The sequence below is a fragment of the Shewanella sp. YLB-07 genome, from assembly GCF_009377275.1.
On sequence record NZ_VOQB01000006.1, the window covers coordinates 365,096 to 390,653 of the forward strand.

General features: G+C 48.4%; 16 protein-coding genes. All 16 read right to left on the bottom strand.

The window, feature by feature from the left end:
- Positions 1–72 precede the first annotated feature (72 nt).
- Positions 73–3,570 carry a toxin VasX gene (locus tag FS373_RS15755; RefSeq protein ID WP_152829833.1) on the bottom strand — a complete coding sequence of 1,166 codons (3,498 nt, stop codon included), beginning with the start codon at positions 3,568–3,570 and terminating at the stop codon, positions 73–75.
- Positions 3,560–4,438, bottom strand: coding sequence for a DUF4123 domain-containing protein (locus tag FS373_RS15760; RefSeq protein WP_144046627.1), 879 nt, complete (start codon positions 4,436–4,438; stop codon positions 3,560–3,562). The genes FS373_RS15755 and FS373_RS15760 overlap by 11 nt, the downstream gene beginning before the upstream one ends.
- The gene (locus FS373_RS15765; protein ID WP_227992825.1) at positions 4,438–6,627 is read right to left on the bottom strand and encodes a type VI secretion system Vgr family protein; all 2,190 of its coding nucleotides are present in this window, start codon (positions 6,625–6,627) and stop codon (positions 4,438–4,440) included. Before FS373_RS15765 ends, FS373_RS15760 begins: the two co-directional genes overlap by 1 nt.
- A gap of 289 nt (positions 6,628–6,916) precedes the next feature.
- Complete coding sequence (locus FS373_RS15770; protein ID WP_144046628.1) at positions 6,917–7,435, bottom strand: Hcp family type VI secretion system effector; 519 nt, start codon at positions 7,433–7,435, stop codon at positions 6,917–6,919.
- 252 nt (positions 7,436–7,687) lie between these two features.
- Positions 7,688–8,983 carry a type VI secretion system ImpA family N-terminal domain-containing protein gene (locus FS373_RS15775; protein WP_152829834.1) on the bottom strand — a complete coding sequence of 432 codons (1,296 nt, stop codon included), beginning with the start codon at positions 8,981–8,983 and terminating at the stop codon, positions 7,688–7,690.
- 96 nt (positions 8,984–9,079) lie between these two features.
- Positions 9,080–12,643, bottom strand: a complete 3,564-nt coding sequence (tssM, locus tag FS373_RS15780) for a type VI secretion system membrane subunit TssM (protein WP_144046630.1) — start codon at positions 12,641–12,643, stop codon at positions 9,080–9,082.
- A gap of 18 nt (positions 12,644–12,661) precedes the next feature.
- Entirely contained in the window at positions 12,662–14,062 is a 1,401-nt protein-coding gene (gene tssA / locus FS373_RS15785; protein ID WP_144046631.1) for a type VI secretion system protein TssA, read from the bottom strand.
- A gap of 5 nt (positions 14,063–14,067) precedes the next feature.
- Entirely contained in the window at positions 14,068–14,706 is a 639-nt protein-coding gene (vasI, locus tag FS373_RS15790) for a type VI secretion system-associated protein VasI (RefSeq protein ID WP_185976830.1), read from the bottom strand.
- A complete protein-coding gene (locus tag FS373_RS15795; protein ID WP_144046633.1) occupies positions 14,706–16,265 on the bottom strand; it encodes a sigma-54 interaction domain-containing protein in 1,560 nt (519 codons plus the stop codon). Before FS373_RS15795 ends, vasI begins: the two co-directional genes overlap by 1 nt.
- Positions 16,265–18,850: a type VI secretion system ATPase TssH gene (gene tssH / locus FS373_RS15800; protein ID WP_152829835.1), complete on the bottom strand. Its 2,586-nt coding sequence runs from the start codon at positions 18,848–18,850 to the stop codon at positions 16,265–16,267. Before tssH ends, FS373_RS15795 begins: the two co-directional genes overlap by 1 nt.
- A 9-nt stretch (positions 18,851–18,859) precedes the next feature.
- The gene (gene icmH, locus FS373_RS15805; protein WP_144046634.1) at positions 18,860–19,645 is read right to left on the bottom strand and encodes a type IVB secretion system protein IcmH/DotU; all 786 of its coding nucleotides are present in this window, start codon (positions 19,643–19,645) and stop codon (positions 18,860–18,862) included.
- Positions 19,646–19,649: 4 nt separating this feature from the next.
- On the bottom strand, positions 19,650–20,984 hold the full coding sequence (gene tssK, locus FS373_RS15810; RefSeq protein WP_152829836.1) for a type VI secretion system baseplate subunit TssK: 1,335 nt from the start codon (positions 20,982–20,984) through the stop codon (positions 19,650–19,652).
- A gap of 2 nt (positions 20,985–20,986) precedes the next feature.
- A complete protein-coding gene (gene tssJ / locus FS373_RS15815) occupies positions 20,987–21,460 on the bottom strand; it encodes a type VI secretion system lipoprotein TssJ (RefSeq protein WP_144046635.1) in 474 nt (157 codons plus the stop codon).
- Entirely contained in the window at positions 21,460–22,809 is a 1,350-nt protein-coding gene (gene tagH / locus FS373_RS15820) for a type VI secretion system-associated FHA domain protein TagH (protein WP_144046636.1), read from the bottom strand. The genes tssJ and tagH overlap by 1 nt, the downstream gene beginning before the upstream one ends.
- Before the next feature lie 11 nt (positions 22,810–22,820).
- Positions 22,821–23,828 carry a type VI secretion system baseplate subunit TssG gene (gene tssG, locus FS373_RS15825; RefSeq protein ID WP_144046637.1) on the bottom strand — a complete coding sequence of 336 codons (1,008 nt, stop codon included), beginning with the start codon at positions 23,826–23,828 and terminating at the stop codon, positions 22,821–22,823.
- Entirely contained in the window at positions 23,792–25,558 is a 1,767-nt protein-coding gene (tssF, locus tag FS373_RS15830; protein WP_322619512.1) for a type VI secretion system baseplate subunit TssF, read from the bottom strand. The genes tssG and tssF overlap by 37 nt, the downstream gene beginning before the upstream one ends.

The window sequence follows — 25,558 nt, forward strand, 5'->3', positions numbered from 1 at the left end:
TTTCTCTCTTTTGTGCTCTTGCTTATACCCTTTCACTTGTCTGCTATAGCCTTACATTCCTAAGCTATGTGATCACTGCGGACGGGGTAAAGGGTAATTTAACTCATCGGCCCAATACATATCTTGTTCATTAAATGCGGGGGCAGCTTGGGGATCTGCAAGGACATTGAGCTCGTTAATGGGTAAGGCCGGAAACGCCTGACCGTCTACCTCTATTTGCGCCCGCACCATAAAGTGAGGCTGGTGAGTATAGACATCAGGTCGAGTTATCTTCAACCAACTATTGTCCACGCCATCTTTTGGAAGTTTTTTATCGAAAACGACAAAATACACTCGGCCTTCTGCGCTAGTGACGCTATCAATAACCGTGCTGTTTATGGTGTCGGCATTGATAATTTCGACAGAATGGCTATTTCCGTAACGGCGCACCTGCTTAATTGTTTTGGCTATGGCTTGGCGTGCAAAAAATCGAACCTTCACTTTATCGGCATTGAGTAGCTGCAACAAGTTGCTACGCAGCATAATGCCGTGGGTGACGCCTTTATCTGCAAGCACTGCGCGGGTATCTGGGCCTATTTTAACCTTCTCCAAAGGGTACACCGTAATCGATACCGACATGATTAAATTGATAAATTGCGACAAGGCCTGCTGTGGCTGTTGCAGAATAGCATAATCGCCAGAGGTGGCCGGTGACTCACCGAAGGGACCGTTTTTAAGCCAAGTTTCAATTGGGCTGTCTTTAAAATAATAATACAATAGCCCGCCGCCAATGGCGATGGCTATCCCTAGCCAGGCAATGGGGCCAATGCCCAAGAATGTAGTCGAGGCAGTAATGAAGGTACTAGCTAAGCTACTCATACCAGTGCCGAGCGCTATCATGCCCATGCCCATGGCTGCATCTTTATCTTGGGCGCTGTACAGACGACATGTATCCCAAATGGCAATTGCAGTCGTTAACATACCGGCCAAAAAACCTACCACATTTAAACGGCTTACCGACTCGACGAGTCTAAATGCCTTCTTTGGTGTGGTAAATCTAGCCACTGTCTCAGGAGAGAATATAAAGCTATTAACCTGGCTGGCCTTGGCCAAGACCGAGGCATTATGGCTCATCATGTTAGCTGCATGGACTAAGGCGATACTTAAATCTGAAACAGCACTAGCAATGTTAACCCCTCTCTTCAAATAATTACTTTCAGCTTTTAATCCGTTAATAGTAGTCACTAAGTTAATGACTTCGATCACCGAAATAATATAGGGCACGCGCAACTTTTCATAAATATTACTTAAATTCTTACTAGCATCACCGGTATTGTTTAACGCCCTTTGGGCCTCAGCCTTGCTCATAGCCAGATCGCTGCCCTCAGCCATCATTACCACACGCGCTTTAACCTTCTCTAATTTAGCATTCTTAGGGAAATCTTTTTTATTGGTTGAGGCGATTAAATTTCCAGCGTCATCATAAAGACTGCCATAGGCTACTGGCGCGGCCCGCTTACCATACTTATAGGTACTGTTACCTTCAGGTACACCATAGGTGAGGCCTGCCCCCATGACGCCCACAACATACCCTTTCAGTGATACTCCAGTAACAGGTACAAAAGTCATCGTGGCAAGGAATTTAGCGTTAATGGCCTTTAAGGTACTTAGACTGTTAACATAAAGTGCAGTAAATTCAATATTTACCGCACCGCTGTTTATCGCAGACTGAATAGTAAACAAGGATGTGAAAAAACCTTTCAATATACCGTCCACCACACTTGAGATGCGTCGATAATTACCAAATGAGCCTTCACTGTTATCAGCCGAGGCAAAGATAGTATTTAAATCGATAGACTCTAATTGCGACTCGTCAACGAGCAAGTTATCACTCGACCAGCGCGCAATATTCGCCGCTGTCGCCAGCCCTGAGCCATCGTTGCCCGCCTCAGGCTGCACATACGGGCCATCTAATGTCACCTCATTTTCTGGTACAAATAATAAAGGATGTAAAGGATGGTGCGCCTTAGCGTCATGAATATTCACTAACGTATTAATAGATGTGTGATTTTGCCTTTCATCCACTGGTAACAGGGTATCAAGTTTATCTGCATCTAGGGAGAGTGCTGACAAGGCGTTACTCACAACAGCATGTCCGGCCCCGCCATTGCCGCCAGACAATGAGGTTAAATCTAATAGTGCAATGGCAAAACTAGGATCATCGAGAACGCTAGCTAATGCCTGTTGCAACAGGTTAAAGTCAGTGCGAAATAACTGCCGCTCTATGGTACGTATAGTACGGTGGAAGACTCCGCCTAAATTGGTATTTACATCATCCTTATGCTCGTGTAACTGATTTTCTGTTTCACCAATTTTCTTGGGAAGCACCAAACGCTGCACGAGTTCGGCACTATGAAAGTGTTTATTTTTACTAGCACTTAATTGAACTTGTTGTAAATAACCACTGGCTAATAATGTTAACGACCCATGATGCTTAAGGATAAAAATCATATCGGTTAAGGGAAGCACGCGCAGTTTTCTGGCTTTCGCATCATCAAGATAATCAGGAGTAGATGTTAGCTGAACAAATGGGTCGTTACGACCTTGAATGAGTGAACGTAGGGCATGTTCCCTGGCACCATATTCAAAACGCAGCTCGTTATTATCTTTAAAAACCTGTAACGCCGAATCCCCTCCCTTTTGCAGTTGCTCTTGCTCCAATTCTATATCTTGATACAGAGCCGATGCATACTTTCCAGAAAGATCGCGATTAAGTGCAATAGGATAAGCGACACTGAGTTCAACTTCCGGAGCACGCGCTCTCATTTCAGGTAATGTTGCCGCATGGAGCAAGCCTTTAGCACCATCGATGTTAATGCTGTTAAACGCGACGAGTCGTGTCGTCAGTTTGCCTGAGTCCTTTTCAAGTGCATTAAGACGTGCACTGCTCCATTGCACTTCAGAGTAGGCTAGATGAATTCTGGCTCCGTTTTTGTTGTCCTTTGCCGGTAACCAAATTTCTTTGAGTGGTTGCCCTACTGCGATGCGCTTCTCATCAAGAAACGGCTTATCCCGCCCTTGGCGATATTGATATAAATCGATATCTTTTAAATTGACACTACCATCATCTTGAGTTCGTATTTCAATTTCGCGCCAAGCTTTATTATTATAAAACACATAAATATAACCATTCCTCACTGGTGCTAATCGCTCTTTAGCGGTCAGTGATGTGTCATAGGTCGGTAGCAAGGTCAGAGGCATCACCGCATGTAACAGGTAGTCTTGTTCGCCGTCTACGCGCTTTTTGGCTTGAATATCGGTAAATAAGGGTAATTTGATCACTCCGGAATCAGCTGTAATAGATAGCCAAGCATTAATCGGCGTTTTTTGCTCATTCCAGTCCCAACTGTTTATACAAGTATCTTCAAGTGATTCTACTTCTAACTTGTTCTCCAGAAACTCCTGCTGAACAGCATCCTTATCATCATAGAATTGAATGCTATGCTCTGTGCCATGATCGAGTCCGGTTACTTCAATAAATAATTTCTTGGGGTCACATGCCGGCCCAGGGCTAAGTTTATCAACTGACATACAAAGAGTCCTTTCTAAGTGTATTTTCTAAATACTGTAATTTTTCTGAACCAGTTAAACTGAACAGGTATGATGATTTCAGCAGAGATTCAGCAGGCTTTCCATATTGACGACATAAGGTTAAGTAACGATAAATACAGGTATTATCGATTAACCCCAGACTCTCGGCTTGATTAAGGTATTGCCGATAATTACACCACTCGACGTTATCAGTGACTGAAATAGAAATAGATTCAAAAAAGCGACTCAAGGTTTTATCATCATATTGTATCTCAAGAGCCATTTGCTGCGATGGCGTAATAATCCAAGATGAATTTGAAGTATCGCTTAATAGTTCTGCGGCTTTTATAGGCAATGAATTACTGACTGAACACCATACACCTTGGATTGCGGAATATGGAAAAGCATACCAAGAGATATGTGTAATAGGCCCCATCCAAAGCGCCGTATCTCGTTTATCTGACTCCCCGAAGAAGTAGTGAGCAACGGCCGGATTTTGGAAGTGCAGAATGCCCTTTTTATTCCCGGAAAACTGCATAATTAATCGTTGTCGAAGATGTGTGATTAAATCATCAAAAGCAATTTCAGCCAGAGCTGAAATAAGAATACCAGACCAAGAGCCACCCGAAACAGCTTTAGTGTGAAATATATTCAATAGAGTATCATCTGATTTAACTCTGATCACATAGGGGCTGTATTCTAATAGCTCAGCTAAGTCGGTACCTATGTATAAGGGGGCAATATCCGGACTGGCTCCATAAGCATACAAATCGTGAGCAGTATCAGGGTGATAATCAGCAATCAGGTAATGTGCTAACTCTTCATCATCGAGTTTGTCTTGAAGCTGAAGAGTATGATGTAATTCCATTAACCGTTATTCCCACAAGGACAGTCGGTTAAAGGGCATGAACCATCAGTTTGTTTTTGACATACCTCTGTCAAGGGAGCATCTTCTTGCTGATCGGAAATTATTTTATGTTTGAGTGCAGGCGTCACAGCTACACTAGCCTCTGCCACACCAGCGACCTCCGTCGCCTCAGCTAACTCCATCTTTTCACTTTCAGCAACAGTAGCCGCTTCTACGCCTAAGGGTAATATGGCATTTTGGCCCGAAAAACCACTGCCTGAGCCTGCGCCGCCGCCTGAGTTAAGGTTGATGGCTGAGCCAACCAGATGTACGCCAGCGGAGTCAATTTTGACGAAGCTGCCACCGGCCTTGAGGGTGATTTCCGTGCTGGTTTCGATTACCACTTTCTGTCCGGCCTTGATGTGCACTTCGGTGCCCGCTTCATTTATCCAGGCACTGCCGGTTTTCATCTGTATCGAACCTTCCACGGTTAAACTCATGTCGCCTTTGATATTGTGGCGACTCTCGCCTTCTACGGTCAGGTGATCATTGGCCTTAATACGGGTGAAGCGTTCGTTATCCACATCAAGATGTTGATCATGTTTAATCTGTGTTGCTTGATCATTTTCAACTAAGGTGTTCATGTCTTTCTGGGCGTGAATGTATATCTCTTCCTTGTCACATTCATCTTCAAATCTTAGCTCATTACTGCCCTCGCCCTTATGGGTCTGAGTCTTGATACCTGTGCGTGTCTTGTTCGCCGGTAACGGATAAGGCACTTGGCTGATAACGTTAAAAGCACGCCCTGTGATGATAGGTTGATCCGGGTCGCCTTCAAGAAAATTCACGATAACTTCGTGACCAATCCGTGGAATGGCCATCATGCCATATTGCCCCCCGGCCCAGGCCTGACTGACACGCACCCAGCAACTGGACCCCTTATTAACACTAGCGTCACCATTACCATATCTGTCCCAGGGAAACTGCACCTTAACCCGGCCAAATTCATCACAGAAGATCTCTTCATTTTCAGGCCCCACCACGATAGCCATCTGCGGGCCGGTAACCAGAGGTTTAGGGTTCGGCCTTGCTTGCCAGGGTAAGCTGGCTGGAATGGCTGTAAACTCATTATGATATCGGGTAGGCTTTTGAGTGTTGGCTTCTTCCGCTGCGGCTCCCTGCTCGCCGGTATGTTTAACCCCGGTAATGATCCAGTCACGATTAAGGCTGCTATCGCCGTGCTCCATCAAGTCGAATTTAAAACCACTGATGCCCTGCATGATGTTGCTCTTGCCTGTGGCCACTTGTGCATCACGGCGCAGGTATTCCTGACGCACCTGAGTGATCGGGATCCCCGCGGCATCATCCTTGTAACGGCCCGGATAGTCGAAGTGCTCGTAATCCAAACGTTGGCAATCTAACTCTTTGCCTGTGCTGGTCTGCAGGAAGCTGTATTGGGGCTTCTTAAAGCTGTTATCTTTGAGGGTGACGCTGGCAGGCTTTATCTGATGTTGAAAGCTGAACGCGTTCACATAGGGAACATCGATCACTCCGCCACTAATGGCATTGTAAGGAAAAGGCGCACCCAAGCTCGCCAATTTACTGGTGCTGTCACAGAAAATCAGCGTGTGCGTGTCTGCAGTGTGTTCGAAAAAGTAAAACAGACCGACTTCAGCCGCCAGACGACTGATAAACTCGAAATCTGTCTCACGATATTGCACGCAATATTCACGTATTTCAGACTCGAATCTGGGATCACAACTGAAGGCATAATCTTTTAGCCCCATCTCACCGAGCAAGGTGGCGATAATATCCAGAACGGTTTTCTGCTGAAAAATCCGACTGTTCTGCCTGAGCTTGAGTCTGGAAAGTGCCGGCACTAAGGTCAGCTGATATTGAGTGTGATGATGGCCGGTATCGCCCTTGCTAAATTGGCTCACAATGCCGTGCACCTGACGCTGAACCGACTCATCTAAGGTCCAGGTGAGTAAGCCTGTTTGGTCGACGATAGACTCGGCAGTGAGATCGTCTAATCGGCTTAATAGCGTCAACTTAACCTCGAATGGCGTCGACAGATGCTCGATGAAGTTGAAATCGACCACATCTAGGCTATCCTCGTCCAAGCCTTGGGCACTGAAGTGGAAACGTAAACCTGGGCCAGAAAGCGCCATGACAATATCCTTATCTATTGGTGTTGTATCCAGTGACATCGAGTAGGTTCATGCCTGACTCTATGTCGATTGAAATTGCCGATTGCAATAAATGTTAGGGAAACAAACCCGGCCTTGGGCAGGTGTATTTCCCTAAAACTTATCTCCTTCACTACAATAAATAGTGAAAATATAAATAAACGCGCTAAAAGAAAATCAGGTGCTTATGTAAGCACCTGCTTATTCTCATTGGCCGTACCTATGATCCGAACGACTGGCTTAAATGACGGATTCAAGCCAGTACTGCGTCGAAACATAGGGACAACTGATGAGTTAACTTAATGGGCTATTAAGCTTCGATCGGCTTACGCCAATCATCTGAACCTGAAGTACCTGCAGTCGTATGATCCCAATCGATCTTACGGTATGCCATAGACACAGTAACTAGCTGAGTGAAGTCAGCCTTGCTTGGATCTTGGCAATGAGGCATGTGGCACTTAATATCTATGATGGTTGCGCCTTCGAGCTTAGTGCTGAAGTAATGCTCTTGCTTACCTTCGATAGAAGTGCGGTACCACTTTAGTTCAACTTCAGTGATCTTCTCACCCGATGCGAGTGAGTTATACATCAAGGGAACGGCCTTGTTCAGTGCCACAGTAAACTTAAATGGCTTATGAATACGCTGTCCTGAAGGTTGACCCGACTGTGGATCTGTAGGCACTGTGACTATGTGATCAAATTCCTGAACCAGCATCTCATCTTCATGACCTTCGACAAAAATGTCACCGACAGAATCGGCGGTGAAAGCACCTGCAGTAATGTGTCCCTGGGTCTGTCCTTTGATTGAGATATAACATGGTGTTGGCATGGATAATTCCTTTTAAAATTAGTAATGATTTTACTTTGGTTCGTTGAGCCTGTTGGCTCTTTAAACCTAGGGGTTTGTTATTAAACCTACTGCCATATAGCCAGTATCGTGCCAAGTGTGTAAGTGGTTGTTTTTACATTATTTAGTGTTTTTACCTGTATTTTCTGGGCAAGTTCTTGCTCGATGCTGAGCAAGATCTTGCCCAGCGAGCAAAAAGTGGCCCAGCTATTCTATTTATGCTTAGGCTTAGGCTTAATGCTGTTTCTCTGCCTTGGTCTCGCTTGCTATGACCTTTAAGGATACATTTGCATCCTTTGGTAATAGTGTGGCGTTATTCCCGCTACTCTTGCCACTTGCCTTAGCATTTTCCTTTCCACTAGCCACAGCTTCATTAGCGAGTTTGGCTTCAGACTCGACGGCGGTTAATTTCCCCCACTGCAGGGCCAGTAAGGTGCGTTTGATCAATAAGGCCTTTAACTGAGTATCGAGCTGCGACAATTCACCACTGGCGCGAACATAAGCCTCATCCTTTAACAGATCATCGATAAAATAGGTCCGCGCCAATATGGGCGACAAGCTGCTGGCATAATTAGCCACATCTTTAGCGGCCCCTTGCACCTGCCTGATGTTCACCGGGACTCGTCTGGTGAGTTGGCTTAAGTTGGCCATCTTGGTTCTCGCCGCCGAAAATCGCCTAAAATTCTTATCTAGCTCTATTAAATAATTCACCTGCTCGGGATAGATAGACAGAGAAGTGTCTTGCCGTGGCAGATTAAATAACTCATCGATCAGCTGAGCCACCGTTGGCGGTGCCTGTACTTCGACGATGGGAGTAAACCAGCTGGGTAATTGCTGACGAATTTCATCCTGATAAGAGACGCCGGCGTAAACACCTGCACAGCCAAATGTCAAAATCGATAAACCTGAGAGCGCCACCATCCAAGGTGTGGATTTTTTGGCTGTTTTTGTCTTATCAACTCCGATGTGCGTCACTTTAGCGATGGATCTACGTTGCAGTGCCTCAATATGATCTAATTTCTCAAAAATCACGTAACCCAGCACATCCAGATTGGGCACCTGCTGAGGCTGCTTCTGCTTCAGTAACTCGAATAACTGTTGGCAGGCATATTCACAACGATACCAGTCACGCACATTGGCCGGCGTCGCCGCCATTTTCTTAAGCTCTGGGGTCACTTTCGTCACCGCCCAGTTGATTATTTCGGCAATTTTCTCCGCCGCCATGGCCTCTATTTCACTGGAATAAGAGACGATGGATAACATCAGTTCCAGTCCCGATGCGAGGCCGCTCACCCCTTGGGTCTTACTCGCGGCGCTAATGTAATAGGCTGAGGTCAGCAGATCTGCACCCGAGGTGTTGGCTAATTCCTGTGCCAAACGACACACCTTGTCCCAGTCGGTTCCCCCACTGAGCGGATTGTTACGCCGATTGATCTCGGCTCTCATCTCCTGATACAGAGGCTGCTCTCTGAGAGACTTAGGATTTGAGGCCAGTTTGAAACGATTGACTCTACACACATTGTTTTGCATTAAGGTACCACCAGGCAAGAGCTCTTCTCGCCTCTATAAACAGGAAAAGCAGGGGTTTCCCCCCGCCGTCATTTAATACAAGGGTTAATACAAGAATTAATACAAAGTTTTAGGGATCTCGAAGCTACTGAGTAACTTAGAAGTAAATGGATTCACATTATCCCGGGTACGCAATCGATAGGTCACATCGCCCTTATCGACCACAAACTTATAATCGATACTGGTAGAGCTACTGCCAGACATTCTGGCACTGTCCAGCAGACGGAAGAAGGCCCAGGGCCCTTCAAATACCAGGGATCGAGGCGAAGCATCTGTCTTACTCGGCACCAGAGTCAGCTTGCTCACCGCCGAGTCCCGTAACGTATTGGGCCATACCAGCGCCACTCCACGATGTGGACCATGGGTGTACTCGACAAATTGACCGTCTATATTCATCACACTGCGGCGTTTGTTGGGGCTCATCTGTAGTGTCTCCAGAGAAAACTCCACATCCAGGTTACCCTTGGGATTGAAGAAGGCCTGCTGGATACGCTTAGCCTGCTCCAGAGACTGCAACACCTCTTTGCGCACCAGAGTCGAATCACCTTCGCTGAATTGATTTAGCGCATCGAAGTTCTCTTCGAGAAACATCTTCATCTGGTCGTTATAGAAGTTGTTCAATGTGCCCTTAGGGCCGAAGAAGCGTTCGAAGTCATCGATGGAGACCTGCTTTTTCGATTGAGGGTTAAATGGATAACGTGAAGCCAGATTCTGCTCAAAATCCTGGAACACTTCGTTATACCAGCGAACCTCTAAATGCTTGATTGCACTTTGGAGCACGACTTTCCAGCTCTCACTGGCCAGCTTGCTCACCATGGCATCTACAGGTTTAGGCAAACTGGTGGCAATACGCTCTAAAGCATAGATGGGATCGGCATCGTTGAGGGTCAGGCGTTCCTGAGCCGCCTTGAGCGCAGCCTTACCCACATCGGGAGCATCCTGAATCGATTTAAGATAAGCGTGCAATCGCTCAATAGACCCCATTACCTCGTCAAGGTAAGCGGGCTGCTTTCCCTCACTCTTGAGTAGATGGTTCAAGGCGGTAAAGTCACTGTCTATCTTCGCCGCTATCTGATAACGGGGAGATTCCATGATGACACTGCGAGCACTGGCATCGTCCGGCATAGAGGGGAATAGCTCAGTGTTAGTGGTCAAAGTATCCAGCAGGCGATTAATGGGACGATTGCTGATGGCAAAGTTATCAATCACCATGACTCCATGATTGATATCCCGAAAATCCTTCAACTCGAAATCATTGAGCGCCCTGCGCCAGGATGACTTGTAGTCTAAGGTATATTGATTGATGATCTTGTTTCTCAGGGCTATCTTATCTGCATCACTGAAATCCGTGGTATCGGACTGGCCCAGCACCCAGCTGTCTATCAACGCCAGATCTGCCACCGAATCAGACTTAGGCATAAAGTAGCGCTCGAACCCTTGCTTACTGAGCAAACGGGGGATCTTCATCCCATCACCATGATTTTTGATCTCTTTACGTTCTTCAAACACCAGCTCATAGGCCGGTCCCGTGGCCAGTTTAAGATCCAATGCGCCGCCTAATTCCGCCGAGGCCGATTGCCTGAGCTGCCTGTAAACCCTTTGTTCTATGGGTAAGGTGCTCAACTCGGCCTGAGTCTTAGCGATCAGCTTATCGTATGATTTCAGGGTATCTTCCGCCTCTATGACGCCGGCTAGCCTCATGGCCTGCAGATCCGTATGCAACAAAGCATAATCCAGATGTTCCATCAACTGAGTCTGTAAGATGCGATCCCCTTCATAGGACTTCTGCCACACCTTAGAAAAATACGCCTTAACAAATTCATCCTGACGACCGCTCTTGTCCACCATCATGCGAAACACCCTGAGTATCGCCAGCTTTTCATTGCTGTTCTCGGGGGCATCGGACATGTCGATGGCCACTTGTTTCAGCAATGCCGGCAGGTAACGGTATGACAACAGCCTCAGGTAGGTTTCCTCTACTTTAGGCCCTATGGTATGGCCCTGATAAAGACCGAAATCTGAGATCAATCTTGGCTTATCACGAAAGAAGCCGAACTCTAAGGTCGCTGCACGTATGGTATTTAAGGGAGGTATGATGCTCTTACCCAGTAGATCGAAGCTCGAGAGCTCATTGAGTTCATTAAATTCGGTCACCTTGTTCAATACCGCGTCCGCCTGCTCACCGTTAAGCAGGTAATATCTGTGCCAGGTGCCGACGAGGAGCACCGAGGCGATTGTGCATGCCACGAAAGAGAGGGTCATCAGACGACGTTTTTGTTTCGCCACCTTGAAGTTATCCGATGCTAGACCGGCCTCAGGATAGATGATCTGTTTAAACAGTGACTGGATGAAATAAGTCGTCGAGTTCTCACTCTTCTGGGCACTGTTGATTGACTCTCTCAGGCCATATCGACGTGAAGCACTGTCGACATAGGCATTGGTTGGCACGCCTTGTTGATAAACCGAGGTGAAATAGACACCACGAACCAGGGCCGAGGTAGAAAATTGATCGCTGGCCAATGCATCGCTGAAGAACTCTTGTAGCACCTGATGAGAACCCGCTATCTGACGGGTAAAACTATAGATGGCCGCGCGCTCTTCCTTATCACGGCACTGCAACAGCGCCCGGGGAAGATGGGCATTGATGCGCGCGATAAAGCCGGAATAGTCTTCATCGAACTCCTTGAGCCAACTGTCCAGATCGTTGACCGAATTGAGTGAGAAGGTAAACCCCATGATCTCATCTCTCTGGGCCTGAGTGTAATGGCGAAAGAAGGGCTCGAAACCAAGTAATAAATCTAATTTAGTCAAGGTGATATACACAGGCAGACGTGTAGACAGGGTCTCCATCAACTCACGCAGACGGGCTCGAATCAGCTGAGCATAAGCCTTACGTTCAGATGTTGCCGAGCTGATAACGTTAGCCATATCCAGCGCTAACACCACACCATTGAGGGGTCTGCGGCTGCGGGTACTCTCGAGCCACTCGACAAAATGGGTCCACAGACGCCTTGTCATCTCGCCTTCGTTACTGCCTTCTACCTTCTTCTGCGTCAGCAACTCGCCGTCAGGGTCGATAAGCACGGCATTGTCACTGATCCACCAATCGAAGGAGTAGGGATTTTCAGACTTCTTGCCCGAGGCCCGCATCACAGAGGAGAACACAAATTTCTGCCCCGAGCGGTTTATCATGCTGGTTTTACCGGCATTCTCGACCCCAAGCACCAAATACCAAGGTAAGGCGTAGAGGTAGTTACGGGTGTTTAGACTCTCTTTGAGCCCTGACATCACATCATTAAGCTCGACTTGCTGGCGCTCGACCATACCCTTGATGGGATCATCTTTAAGCTGCTGAACCTTCTCATTATCTGCGTTATATTGGTTCAACTTACGCCATTGAAACCAGCCCCACAGAGCGAAACACGACAGCGAGAAGATAGTGCTGGCCACCACTCGGGAACCGACACTGGCGAGCACATGCTCGGATTCTATCTCCAACCAAGGACCAGCCCACCAGATCCCTACATTGATCAACACAAAAATGGCCACCAATAAAATGGGTAATGCCGATTTAAACTCTGGTAATAGCTTGATAAAAAATGATTTCAGCTTCGACCACATATACTTAATTCCCTGTACTTAATCCAAATTTGCTTTTTGTTTGAGGCGAGCCATTAAACCAGGCTCCCAGTCTGCCAGAGCCGTGCTATTGGCCTGCTCATATAAGATCCGATAATCGATATCGGCCATAGCAGACAGTTGATGACCGCTCTTAAGATCTGCCGCCAACAGGCGCAGATAAAAATTGTCTCTTGGCTCAGATGCCCGCTGCAGATGGTCATTGAGGCTGGCAAAAGCCACCGACAAACCGCCGGACTCGGCTAATTCCATCACCTCATTACCTTGCAGCTCCCACCCCTGCCCGCCGCCATTGGCCGCTGTTCGGCCATAACCTTGCTCAAGCCAGGCTTTAGTGTCCTTACTGGCGAAAGGCAAGCCGCCCTTGAACGACATGTTCAATAACTTAGGTAACCGGTCGACAAATGCCGCGGTATCTTCATGAATGGCCTTGGCCCACGGCGTCTGACCCAGAGCCACCGCGATGCGGGCACTCAAATGATGACCGTCAAGCCAGAACGGACTCAGAGTAAGGCTTAACTCCACCCTTCTCAGCAAAGCCAGATCTGCACCTCTCTCTAATTGGCTCAGGTATTCACTGACCCTGTCGGCGGCAATCGGCATCAAACTGGTTTCCCCGTCGGCATTGGCATTCTCGGGGGCACTCGCCACGGAAAACCAAGTGGCAAACCGGCGAATCTTGAGGCTGAGCCCAGTTCCGGTTTCAAATTCACTGATAAAATCAGCCACCTTGAGTAAGGTCTGTTTGGTCGCCTTGTCGTTGCTGGAATCTATTTCCAACTTAGGCGCCATGACTTGAGCCACTGAAGTTGTCGAAGCGGTTTGACTCACGGCATTGACCACCGCCTTAGATTCACCCTGTTCAAATTGGCGAGTCAGACGCACCTTGAGCCCGTCGAGTACATCGATTGGCAGCTCCAGCTTCTCGGCCGTGTCCATTAATTCACTCAACCAGATCAGCAGTTGCTCTTTACTCTCGGGATCGCTAAATTGGCTATCCAGATTTTCACCGGCTTTAGCCGTGCGCTGCACGATTTGCGCAAAGTACTTGCGTCTGGGCAACACGCCTCTGGGACCCGGTGCTGGGAAACAGGTTTCCCAATAACACTTCATAAATTCATTGAGACTCGTCAATGACAGGCTGAATCTGTCGATACTGGCCTGATGTTGCAGGCACTGCATCAGGTAAGTGATCAACTTGAGATCTTTACTACGGGTCTCAAGTAAGGTCATCACCCCGGACTCGACCTCCCCCCACTGCACTTCGCTGTGAGACAGGGAACCCACCTTCATCAGCTGAGTTTCGACAAAATCGAATAATGCATCATCGTGCAGGCGATCACCCACAGGATTGGCAGCACTGATGGGCTCGACTATTTTTTTAAGATATTGTTGTGACATATTATTTACCAGCGACAAACTTTTCGTAGGGGCATGATCGCCTGTTTAAGCTCTGTGGTATCGAACAGCAAACCATCGATCTCTTCGGTATCTGAGTGCAATACCAAGGACTTATCTGCCAACATGGTCCTCATCACCTTGATGGCAGGTAGGCCACGTCCGGTTCTGAAAATATAACCAGAATTATCACTCTGCCAACGTTGACCCTTACTGGCAGCCCTATTGACTGCTACCAGCATCGAGCCCGTCTCGAAATAGTGCGATAACACCAACTCCACCCGACTTATTCCGTCGATACAACTCAACATCAATATGGGCCTAGGGGGCACTGCGCCGATGGCGGAAGCGGTTAACCAGACATTGTCGCTATCCTCTTCACGGCCCAGAAAGAAACTTGAACCGGCTTGCCTCTGCTCTTCGTTCTTAGTGGCACGTAACCACTCCACCGCATGTGTCGATGCCTGAAGGCCTGTTTGCTGTGCCATCAGAGGCGTTGCAAAAACCTGATCGAAGCAATATAAGCGTTCGAGTTTACTGGTGATCTTGACGCAAACCTGAGCATCATTGAGCAGCTGTGGCTCTGCGTGACACATAGCCGGTAACAAGAGTACCCCTGTCAGGACCCATCCCTTCACCTGTGACATTATTCGTTTATCTCCAACTTTAAGCATTTATGCGAGAAGGTCCGTTTGGGCATGCCCAGACTCATGGCGGCTTTGGCCCTGTCGCCCTTAAATTTATCCAGTCTGTCGCGGATCACCTGACGTTCAAATTCTGCTACTGCTAGCCTAAGGTCTTCGATATCGCCAAAGTCCCCCTCAACAGATGAGACACATCTGATGTCGATTAACTCAGCGGATTCAAACTCGGGTAATGCAGACACCTCCAACTCACCATGGTGACTCGTCAGGGCGCAGGCGTACTCGATAATGTTACGTAATTCGCGCACATTGCCAGGATAACTGTGACGCTTAAGTTTCAGCAACGTCTCATAGCGTACCCCTGTGATCTCGCGCCTGTGGTGACGATTAAAGCCATTGATAAAGTGATTCACCAACAAAGACAGATCATCGAGACGTTCGCTTAACGCTGGAACATGAATGGGAAACTGACACAGACGATAATAGAGATCCCGGCGAAAATCGCCGTTATCGACTCTCTGTTTAAGGTTCACATGGGTCGCCGCCACTAAGCGAAAGTTAGAGTGTTCTTCCTTCGATGCGCCCAGCGCGCGAAAGTGACCCGACTCGAGTACCCGTAGCAACTTAGATTGCAGGTTAAGCGGCATATCGCCGATCTCATCGAGAAACAAGGTGCCCTTATTCGCCTGGGCTATCAGTCCCTTCTTTTTAGCATGGGCACCGGAAAAAGCGCCCTTCTCATATCCGAACAGCTCAGATTCAAGCAAATTTTCCGGAATGGCAGCGCAGTTGATGGCAACAAATTGTTCATCGTGACGCTGAGAATGCTCGTGAATGGCTTTGGCTACTAACTCCTTGCCGGTTCCGGTTGCTCCCTGCACCATCACGGACAGATCTGTGCCCGAGACGCGTAAGATCTCGCCCCGCAGCTTATACATCTTGTCCGCCTCGCCCACCAGGATCTGTGACAGGGCCTTTAGGCTCTTCTGATGACGGATCTCATCCTTGGCTTGAGACAATGAGTCGGCAAGAAAACTAGCTTGCCCCGACTGACTCGCCACGGTATTGAGCAGCTGCCAATGGCGCATAAATACGCCGCAGTAATGTTGCCATTGCTGATCCTGCAGCATCTCCTTAGTCTCGACTACCGAAACCGCGAAAATCAGCAGGCCAGACACATGCTGGTCCTGGATCAGGGGAAACATCAACAGGTTTATCTCTTGGGGAAGCCCTGACACCAGCTGGACAAACTTAACCTCTTCGCGCCAGTAGGCCAGACTAAAATAATCCAGTACCATTGGCTTGCCTGTCTGTAACACATGGGCGAAAGGATGACTAAAATCGGTCACATCCCAGTCGGCCTCCGTATCCACCTTGAGCCGTTTATCGGCCCGAAATTGCGACAAAATCAAGCGTCGACCATCCACAGAAGGCACGAGTAACACACAATCGCTCAGGCACAGCTGCTGCTGTAGCGTCCGCATAAACTGAGCCGTTAACTCATGCTCCCGGGTGCATTCGAGCAGACTTGAAGTCTGCTCTAGCCACTGCTTACTGGTCACTAACTGACCTCTCCAACAAACTCACCTTGATGACAAGCCAAGCGGATCTCATTCACGGCCTGCTTATTGGCGAGCTTATTGAGTAGCGCCAGGGCGATGGGAGGTAACATCTGCCCATCTATGATGGCTTCGAGCATACGGGCACCATTTTCTGTGCGGCCGGTACGATTGATGATCTCATCGATAAGCGCTGGGTCGCATTCCACCCGCGCCTTGTATCTGAGCTCAAGTCGCTCAGTCAAAGACGCGAGTTTAGACTCGACTATCTGTCTCAGTACCGCTTCACCCAATGGCAGATAAGGCACTATCTCCATGCGTGCCAGCAGGGCTGGCTTAAAGAAGTCGGCCAACTCAGGATAAAGCTTATCTTCCAGGACGTCCGGCTCATCAGCATGCTCGACTATGGTCTGATAGCCAAGATTAGAGGTCATGAAGAAGAGAATATTTTGGCAATCGATCAGACGGCCCTCGCCGTCAGCCAATTCGCCCTTGTCGAATGCCTGATAGAAAAGATTGAGCACATCGGGATGGGCCTTCTCCACTTCATCGAGCAACACAATAGAGTAAGGCATCTTCCTGATAGACTCAGTCAGGATCCCCCCCTCGCCGAAACCTACGTAACCCGGAGGCGAGCCTATGAGGCGAGATACCGTGTGCTTCTCCTGATACTCAGACATATTGATGGTGGTCAAAAATTGCTTGCCGCCATATAACTGCTCGGCTATCTGAATCACGGTTTCGGTTTTACCCACACCACTTGGGCCTACAAGCAAGAATGCGCCTTTGGGTCTCCCCGCCTTACGCAGATCGGCTCGCGCCGTCAGCATGTTCTTGTGTAAGCGCGAAATGGCAATCTCCTGCCCCTTGACCGATGCACTCAGAAGTTCGGGCAGATGAGTGATTTTATGCAGCTCATCACTATTCATCTGCGCTACGGGTACCCCGGTCCAATCGGCAATCACGGCGGCTATCTGCTGCTCATCCACCTGCGGGATAATGAGTTTATGCTCTTTACTCATCTCATCGAGCACAGACTCTGTGGCCTGAAGTTCGCTGCGCAGTGTTGAATCACCCGCTTGCTCATCTTCGAGTATGGCTTGCCTCAAGCTGATGATCTTCTCGACTATCTCCTTTTGCTGATGCCAGGATGCCTCGAGCTGCTGGTATTCTTCACGGGCAGTGGCGATATCTTCAGCAAGCTTAGTCAGATACTCCTCATCCACGGCCTGACCCAGATTGAGCTGACGGGTCAACAGCGCCACCTCGACCTCAGTCTGATGTATCTTTCCCTCTAATTGAGCCAAACGACGAGGCGGGGAGCTAAGATTAATAGCGATGCGGGCACATGCGGTGTCCAGCACATCGATGGCCTTGTCCGGCAGTTGACGACCCGAAATGTAACGATTAGACAGATGCGCCGCGGCTTTCAGGGCACAATCTTGTATCAGCACCTTATGGGCCGATTCATATACGCCGTGCAGGCCGCGCATGATGGTCACGGCCTGCTCCGGTGTCGGCTCATCTAACTTTACCAGTTGAAAACGTCGGGTCAGGGCTGGGTCTTTCTCGAAGTACTTCTTATATTCTTTCCAGGTCGTGGCGCCTATGGTGCGCAGCTCGCCGCGGGCCAATGCGGGCTTAAGCAGGTTAGCCGCGTCGCCGCCCCCCTCCTGATTCCCAGCGCCAATCAGGGTATGCGCCTCATCGATGAAGAGTATGATGGGCGTCGCCGATAGCTTAACTTCTTCTATCACGCCCTTGAGGCGCTTCTCGAACTCGCCTTTGACCGATGCTCCCGCCTGCAGCAGGCCAAGATCCAAAGATAGGAGCTCGACACCCTTAAGTGAATCCGGCACCTTACCAGCGACGATTCGCAGCGCTAGTCCTTCTACCACAGCGCTCTTACCCACACCGGCATCTCCCACCACGATGGGATTGTTCTTACGACGCCGACACAGGATGTCGATCATCAGGTTGATCTCATCATCTCGGCATAAAACCGGATCCAGCTCCTCATCACGAGCCTGCTGAGTGAAACTGCTGGTAAACTTATCCAGTGCTGAATTAGCCGTAGCCACAGGCTGAGAGGCTGATTTCTCCGATTTGCTCTCTGACTCCGCAGAGCTTGCGGTCAAGGCATTGAACTCTTTACGCAGGCCTTCACGATTGATATCGGCGAAAAAATGTGTCAGCTCAAACGGCAGATAACGACTCGACTGCATCAGGGCTGCGATAAAAATGGCGCCGGATCTCAGCTGAGTCTGTCCCAGCTCCGTAGTTGACAGTAACCAGGCATCCTGGAGTAACTCCACCAACAGAGGTGAGAATGACGGATAGGTATCTAAGCTCTCGCCCCTTGGCAAGGCCTCCCCGAGTATCGACTTGAGCTCGTCTAGGTTACAGTCGACTTGCTTAAGTATCACCCTCACATCTGACAGAGGATTTTCCAACAGACTGTACAAGAGATGCGCTAAGGTTATCTCTTCATTTCTTCTGCTGATACAGAAAGAAGCCGCCTCTTCCATGGCTAATTTGTTGATAGGATTTAATTTAGTAATGAGCGCACTCAATTCTATACGGATCATAAAACGTCCTTAATTTAAGATCTGATAAAGTTTGTCCAACACGCCGGCAGACTTATTGGCAAGGGACACAGAATAAAAGATAAATATCACGGTCAGCATGGCAAAAAAACCTGCAAACACGGTCCAGATGGGCATCTGTCTGCCGATCTGAAAGCGGGTATTGACCACATGTTCGGTGGCGCTGGTCAGCAGCTGTGGCTCCTCTTCTCTGAGGTTCCTTAGGGTCTCAAACAGGCGGTTAACTATCTTGTCGAACTCCTCACGTCCATTTTCCATGACCTTATATCTGCCTTCGAAACCCAAGCTGAAACACAGATAGATAAACTCAAGCAACTCCTGATAGGTTCCTGGCTCCGTCTCTAAACGCTGTAAGATACTGAAAACTTTCTCGCCGCCCCAGGTTTCATTATGAAACCGGGTCAAGAGTGAGTGCTGCGCCCAGACACTGTCGGCTCCCCAGGCCGTGTTCATCACGGCCTCATCGATGAAGCAGCACAGCACGTAACGATAAGCTAATATGATGGCGCGATCGTAACCGGACTCGGTGAGCTCAGCCTCTATAGCAGAGATATCATCGACACTGTTATCATAGAGCTGCTGCACATCCTGCAAATCCGCCAGTTTCCTGACCCTGAGTACCATGCCAATCAGAGGAGACGCCGCATCGATCAGTTGATTGATGTTGTCGCCACGTAATTGGAACCAATACTCTTTATCGGCGTCGATATTGCTCACCTCATCGAACAGGACATCGTCCAGTTGTTGCTCGGTAAGGGATTGTTTCTGGGGTTTCATCGCATTAACTCCTTATTGCCCAGAACTGCAGCTCAAGCTCTGGGAAATCACCGGCAACGTGGAAGGCAAAACCACTGGAATGGTTCAGCATCTGCCATGACGGGCTCGATCGATCTAGCTGAAAATAGGTATAACCTGCGTGATAAGGCAGTTGCCTAGGTGCGACAGGCAGAGGCGTCAGACCCACACCCGGTAGTTGCAGTGAAATAAGTTCACGAATTTTCTCAACTGAGGCAATCTTGGTCTGTTGAATAAACAATTTCTTCAGCTCCTCCAATGGGATCTTGGCGCGAACCGCGAGGATGAAGTCGGCATCCTTGATAAGCTCCGGATCCTGAACTGGCGCTACCATCAGGCCGTACTTACGCTTATGTAGCTGCAGAGACACGGCTTTTGGCTCGAGCACGATACTCAACGACTGACGCAACATGGACATCAACAGTGAGAAAGACTGTACTGGCATATCATGATCATAGGGGCTGAATGTGGGGGCTAAGCGGCTGTCGTCGGTGAATGAAAACAATTCACCACAAATACTGACCAACTGCTGATAGAGTTGCTCCGGATGCAGGCTTTTTAGTTGAGAAATATGTTGCAGGATTGGCTGCATACGGTTCAGTGACTGGAGTAGCATGAAATCAGACACATCCGCCACACCACCCTGACTAGGGGAGCCGATACGTTGAGCGATATTTTTTGCCCGCTCTCGCATCAAACCCGCCATCTCACCGATGAAACGGTGCAAAAATGGCACCCCGACAACATTGAGGTTACAGGGAATGAAATGGGGATCGAGTACCACGCTGCCGTCGGGGCGTTTTTCCAATATTTTGGCGATGGCCACCGAACTATAAGCACTGCGATCTTCCTTCTCCAGCATCAAGCGCATATGTAGCGGACTCACTTCTATGGTGGAGAAGTCTCCCTGAGGACTGTGGAGATCCCGCACTTCATGACGGCGCATCACATAACGGGAGTTACCGGACTCTGAGGTCTCGGCTACCTCGGTTATCGAATCGCTGCGAAGAGATAAGGCCAAGTAAACAATCTGGTTGGCCAAGGATCCATCCACGACCTCCAGGGCATTAGGGAGCAGATCTTCCTGAGGCATGTTGAACACAGTGCCATCGGGCATCACTCCCTTGGCTCTTTGTATGGCGATACGACCGAAGCTCAGGTACTCGGGATTCAATTCCAGTTCAGATATTCCGTAGAGGTATCCGTTTACCGAAGACAACCTCACATCGGTTACGTATTCAAAATATCTTTGCTGCTGCTGAAAATGTTGTGGTTTGATGAATAGACCTTCGGCCCAAATTACTCTATTTCTTGACGACATGTTTATTCCACTTTATCCAGTATGACTTCCTGTTCTTTAAGCAAGATCAGTAGATGGTACTCACGGCCAATTGATTTAATTTTGATGACTTTCTTCCATTGAGACACCTCAGGATCGCCGTATTGGGCCATCACACCGATATAACGTGTGTCTTCATCGATAGCTTTTGGCTCGATAAACTTAAACTGCCCCGGAAGCATGGTGTAATCACTGTGATCGACATAGTTGGTTCCCAGCGCATCTTCATGATCTTCGATCAGCGAATCATAGTCGGCAGCGAGCAGCTTGGAATCATCCTCGAGCTCGAACACCTGAAAAGCTAACGGCGACGGTTTTCCCTCTAGATTTGGGTTAACCTCATCCAGAGCCAATATGCTGTAGGTCAGTATGGTCGGCAGGTCTTTAGGCTTGGAGCTACTACATGCAAACAACTGACTCAAGACTACAAGCATGAGACCCAAGCGCAGGCGATTCATCAACAATCCCTTTGAAGTTCACGCAGCTTGCGATCGTAAGCCTGCTCGAAGACTTCCCAGAACAGTTTCTCGAAGCCTTTTTGACGATTAGAGGTGAGTTCGGCATAGTACTTTTCATACATAGACCAGGCCCACTTATCGCCAGTCTCAAGGTTGGCATCGCTGCTCTTGCGGTACTGACTGAAACGCTTAAGCAACTTCTCCGGAGAGAAAGCCATCAAGATGTAATCCAGCGCCTCAGATATTGCCGTCTGTACCGCTTGGTTATGCTGCTCAACCGACTGTAAACTCTCAGTAATTGCCGATGCTGAAGAGAGATGTACCGGGCTTCGGTCATCATCAAACAGGGTCTTTACTGTGTCTTCATAATTCAGACCCAGTCTCAGAGGATTATCCTCGATAGGTTGCAAATTCTTGTTCATCAGCTGATAGCGACCCTGACTGGCCGTGTCATGCAGTGACAAGATGCCGGAAATGGCGGCTTTAAGTGACGCCCCAAGATCCACCGAGATGGCCTGCATCTGCTCGCTGTCGCGCACATCACCAAGCTGTACGCCCAGACCACGAAACAGAGGTCCGGCGGTGAGGTGATTACCCACAGGGTGAATCGATGGCACTGAATTCTTGTCAAAATCCGTATGTAATTCAGATTCCAATAAATCTAACGTTTTTTCGTCCATGGTAAAATTATCCAAATAAGTATGCTTCTTCAATGCGATAGCCGAGTCTTGTGTGTACTCGGAATCTGCCTGCATGGTTAACTCTTTATCTGAGCCCAGGAGCTGACTGTCTATCAGACTCATCTCTGTTTCCTGCTCTGGGTCTAATGAGGTAAAGCTCAGTACTTTATTTCTCCCCTGCTGCTCCAGTGCATCCAAAGCTTGCATGGGATCGTCGATGGCGGCGAGCTTCACCTCGGCAACCAAGCCCGCCGATAAAGCCGACGTCTGGGTGAGATCCGATAAGGCTTGCTCATCAAACATCTCAGATAACTGTTTGGTCATTGCCGATGAACGCTCGTTCTCGCTCCCCAGAGATATTCTGACCTTGTAGGGACCGATGGAGATTTCATCATTTTCATTCAGGCTAGCCATGCGATTCAGGCCTATTGGCATAGACGATTGATTGACGAAGACTTCACCACACAAATCTTCGACACAAAATTGTTCATCCAGCCATAGAATGCGACATTGCTGCGCCTTAACTTCATTTAAACGGTGCTTTAATTGCCAATCTGCACCAGGGCTGCTTCCTATGACTCCGCCTTGCTTGGTAAAACGAATGTAAGGGAGCAGTCCCGCATCAAGCATCTGAGAATTAACAATATTTAATGAAATTACTTTATCCACTTCGACCCTCTTTACTGTCTAATTTGTATCAATACTTGCTGATTTTCAATCTCAGCCTGTCCCAGAAATGATGACCAGCCAAGTTGACCCCCCTTGCCCTCTCCGAGCCTTAACAGCGGAACCTCATCAGTCTTGAGTGTCAGCTCAAAATCGAATGCCATCTGCTCTCTGAGTATCACTTCCATCACCTTACACAGGGCCTTGTACTCCTTACCCGAAGGCAGAAAATCCTTAAATCGCTCGAGCGATAAGTTCTTGATACACAAAACGAACTTACCGGTAATATCGCCGACTCTCGACCCCAGCATGGTGTCCTGACCTAAGGACACATTGCGCTGACCTAAGATGCAACGCTGGGAATCCGGGATCTGTACATGACGAAACTCCCACTGCCTGATTGACACATCTTCGAGTTCGAAACAATGGGCCACGATACCGGCTACTGTTTGCGGTGAGCGACTGCGTCCGGCTAAGGTGCCGGCATAGGCCAGCATCTTGCACCAGTTAATCGGCGTATCGCCGCGAATGTCTTCATTGGCCAGCCCCACCAGGGCAAACACCTGTGAAGAAAACTTATCCACGGCATCATCTTGAAAACGTATGTAATAGCGATACTTACGCCAGGACCGATAAAATAAGGCGATCAAGCGATTATTAAAAAAATCCAGAAAATCACGCTTGATATTGGTCTCATCAAAAATAAGTTGCTCCAGCATATAGCTGGGCAGCGGTGACTGAGCCCCGTTTAATCCGAGAAACGTCGTCTCTAACTGGACCCTGTTCCCCGGATGTCTGTGCATTGCGCTCACATCGCTCGGCGCAAATCCCAAACTTGGGTTTGCGGTAAAAAATAGTTTCCCCAAACTCTCCCAAGATTGCTCTTCGGGATCGTTCCCCTCTAATTTATGCAGTAATTCAACCAGCTGAAAAAAATTATACGACCTTACATTCTCTACTTGCTTGTGCCCTTCACTCTCATCTGCTAGATCAGAGGTTGCTGGCCAATCTGAATATCCCATGTGTACTGTTCCTGATTGGCTGCATTGATCACAATCAACTCATGAAATGAATTGATGCTGGCGTAGAGAGCGAAGAATCGGCTTAACACAGTGCCGAACAGGTAGAGATCTCCCTCGGATCCGAAGCAAGTTTGATCTAATACAATTTCTGACAGCAGACCACGTACAGGCAGTCCCCGCAAAATTCGCTCGGTTGGCCTGGATTCGATGCTAACAATGCCATCGAGACGCTTCTGGGTCACTCGTTCAGCTTGACGGTCGATCAATGCCTTAAAGTCATAGGCCCGGATGATCGAGCACAGGGCATCTTTAGATAACAGAGACAAATAGTTAAGGGATAAATTTGAGATAAGGGTCCACAGCATACTGCCATCGAGCACGGGTCTCAGTGATGCATTGGGCTCGGTAATGTTCTTAAAAGTAGCGAAATTAGGTGAGCTGTCGGTGGCGACACAGATATCCCCCTTTCCCAATTGCATCGGCAGTTGACGGTTGGTGCATGTCAGCGATAACGACACGGCTTCGTTACCATCGAAACTTAAGGTTTCATCTCCCCTAACGAAGGAGAGGAAATGGTCGAAACCATCTTCACGAATGCTCTCCTTAACCCTGAGGCGGTAGTAGAGTGCCACGCGATTTCTAACCCGCTCCACTTCGTGTTGGAAGCTCTCGAACGGACTATAAATCCGCTCTTCGCCGCGCATTCTGCCAGAGTCTGAATCCAGCCAGCCCTGCACCTTGTCGACACTGAATATCTCGAAGTTCTCCGGCGAACGGCTAGACGGAAATATGGGATACTCGATCTTCTTGCCGGTGAGGTCGATAGGATCGGCATCATGTTTAAACAGGTTCATCACAGGCACACAATAGAGTTGAAACGTCTCTTGCTTAATAAACACGTCCGCAGGTAAGGTGCGGGAGAAGGTTAATTTAAGCGAGAAATTACCAGTGAGGCCACTTGGCAAGCATTTATGGATCTTACAAATGTCGAAGAACATGAAGGCATCGGGGAACGCCAGGTATTCCTGTAAAATTCGGTAGCCTTCATAGACATTCTTCGGATAAGGCAAGATACCGTCACCACTGTCGAAGCCGACACTCTTGAAACAACTCTTAGGCAGAGAATACTGCTTATCTCCGACACAGATAGCCATTCCCTCGAGATAATGATTCAACCAGAGGTAGAGCATCTGCGCACTGTAATTTTGTCCACCGAGATAGAAACGAAGATCTTCGAGTCCTATCTCATTTAAGGGCAGATCGCTCAAATTGGTGAAATGGATATCTATGATGGACGCTTCTCGCGAATGAAAGTCCTCTACCTTATCCACCAGCAGAGGATAGACATTGACATCGCGGCAGGTGGAAAAGTGACACACTTGTCCAGACACAGGTCTGCTATTCAACATGCAGCCCTTCTCTATCCCTTGTCTATGACTGATGCCACGTTCTAATGGGGAGAAACTGACGATACTGGTGCTGGGCACCGGACGCAGGTAATTAGGCCATAGCATGTTGATCATAGAGTGAGTGAGTTCGGGAAACTCATCTTCTATTTTTTCCCTTAACCTGCCAGTCAAAAATGCAAATCCTTCGAGCAGACGCTCTATATCCGGATCGGTATTATTGCCGTGCAGGTAGCGTGCAAGATGAGGGTGAAGATCGGAAAACTGCTTTCCCTGCTCCCTCAGAAACGCTAATTCATCCCTGAAATACTTGTCTTGAGACAC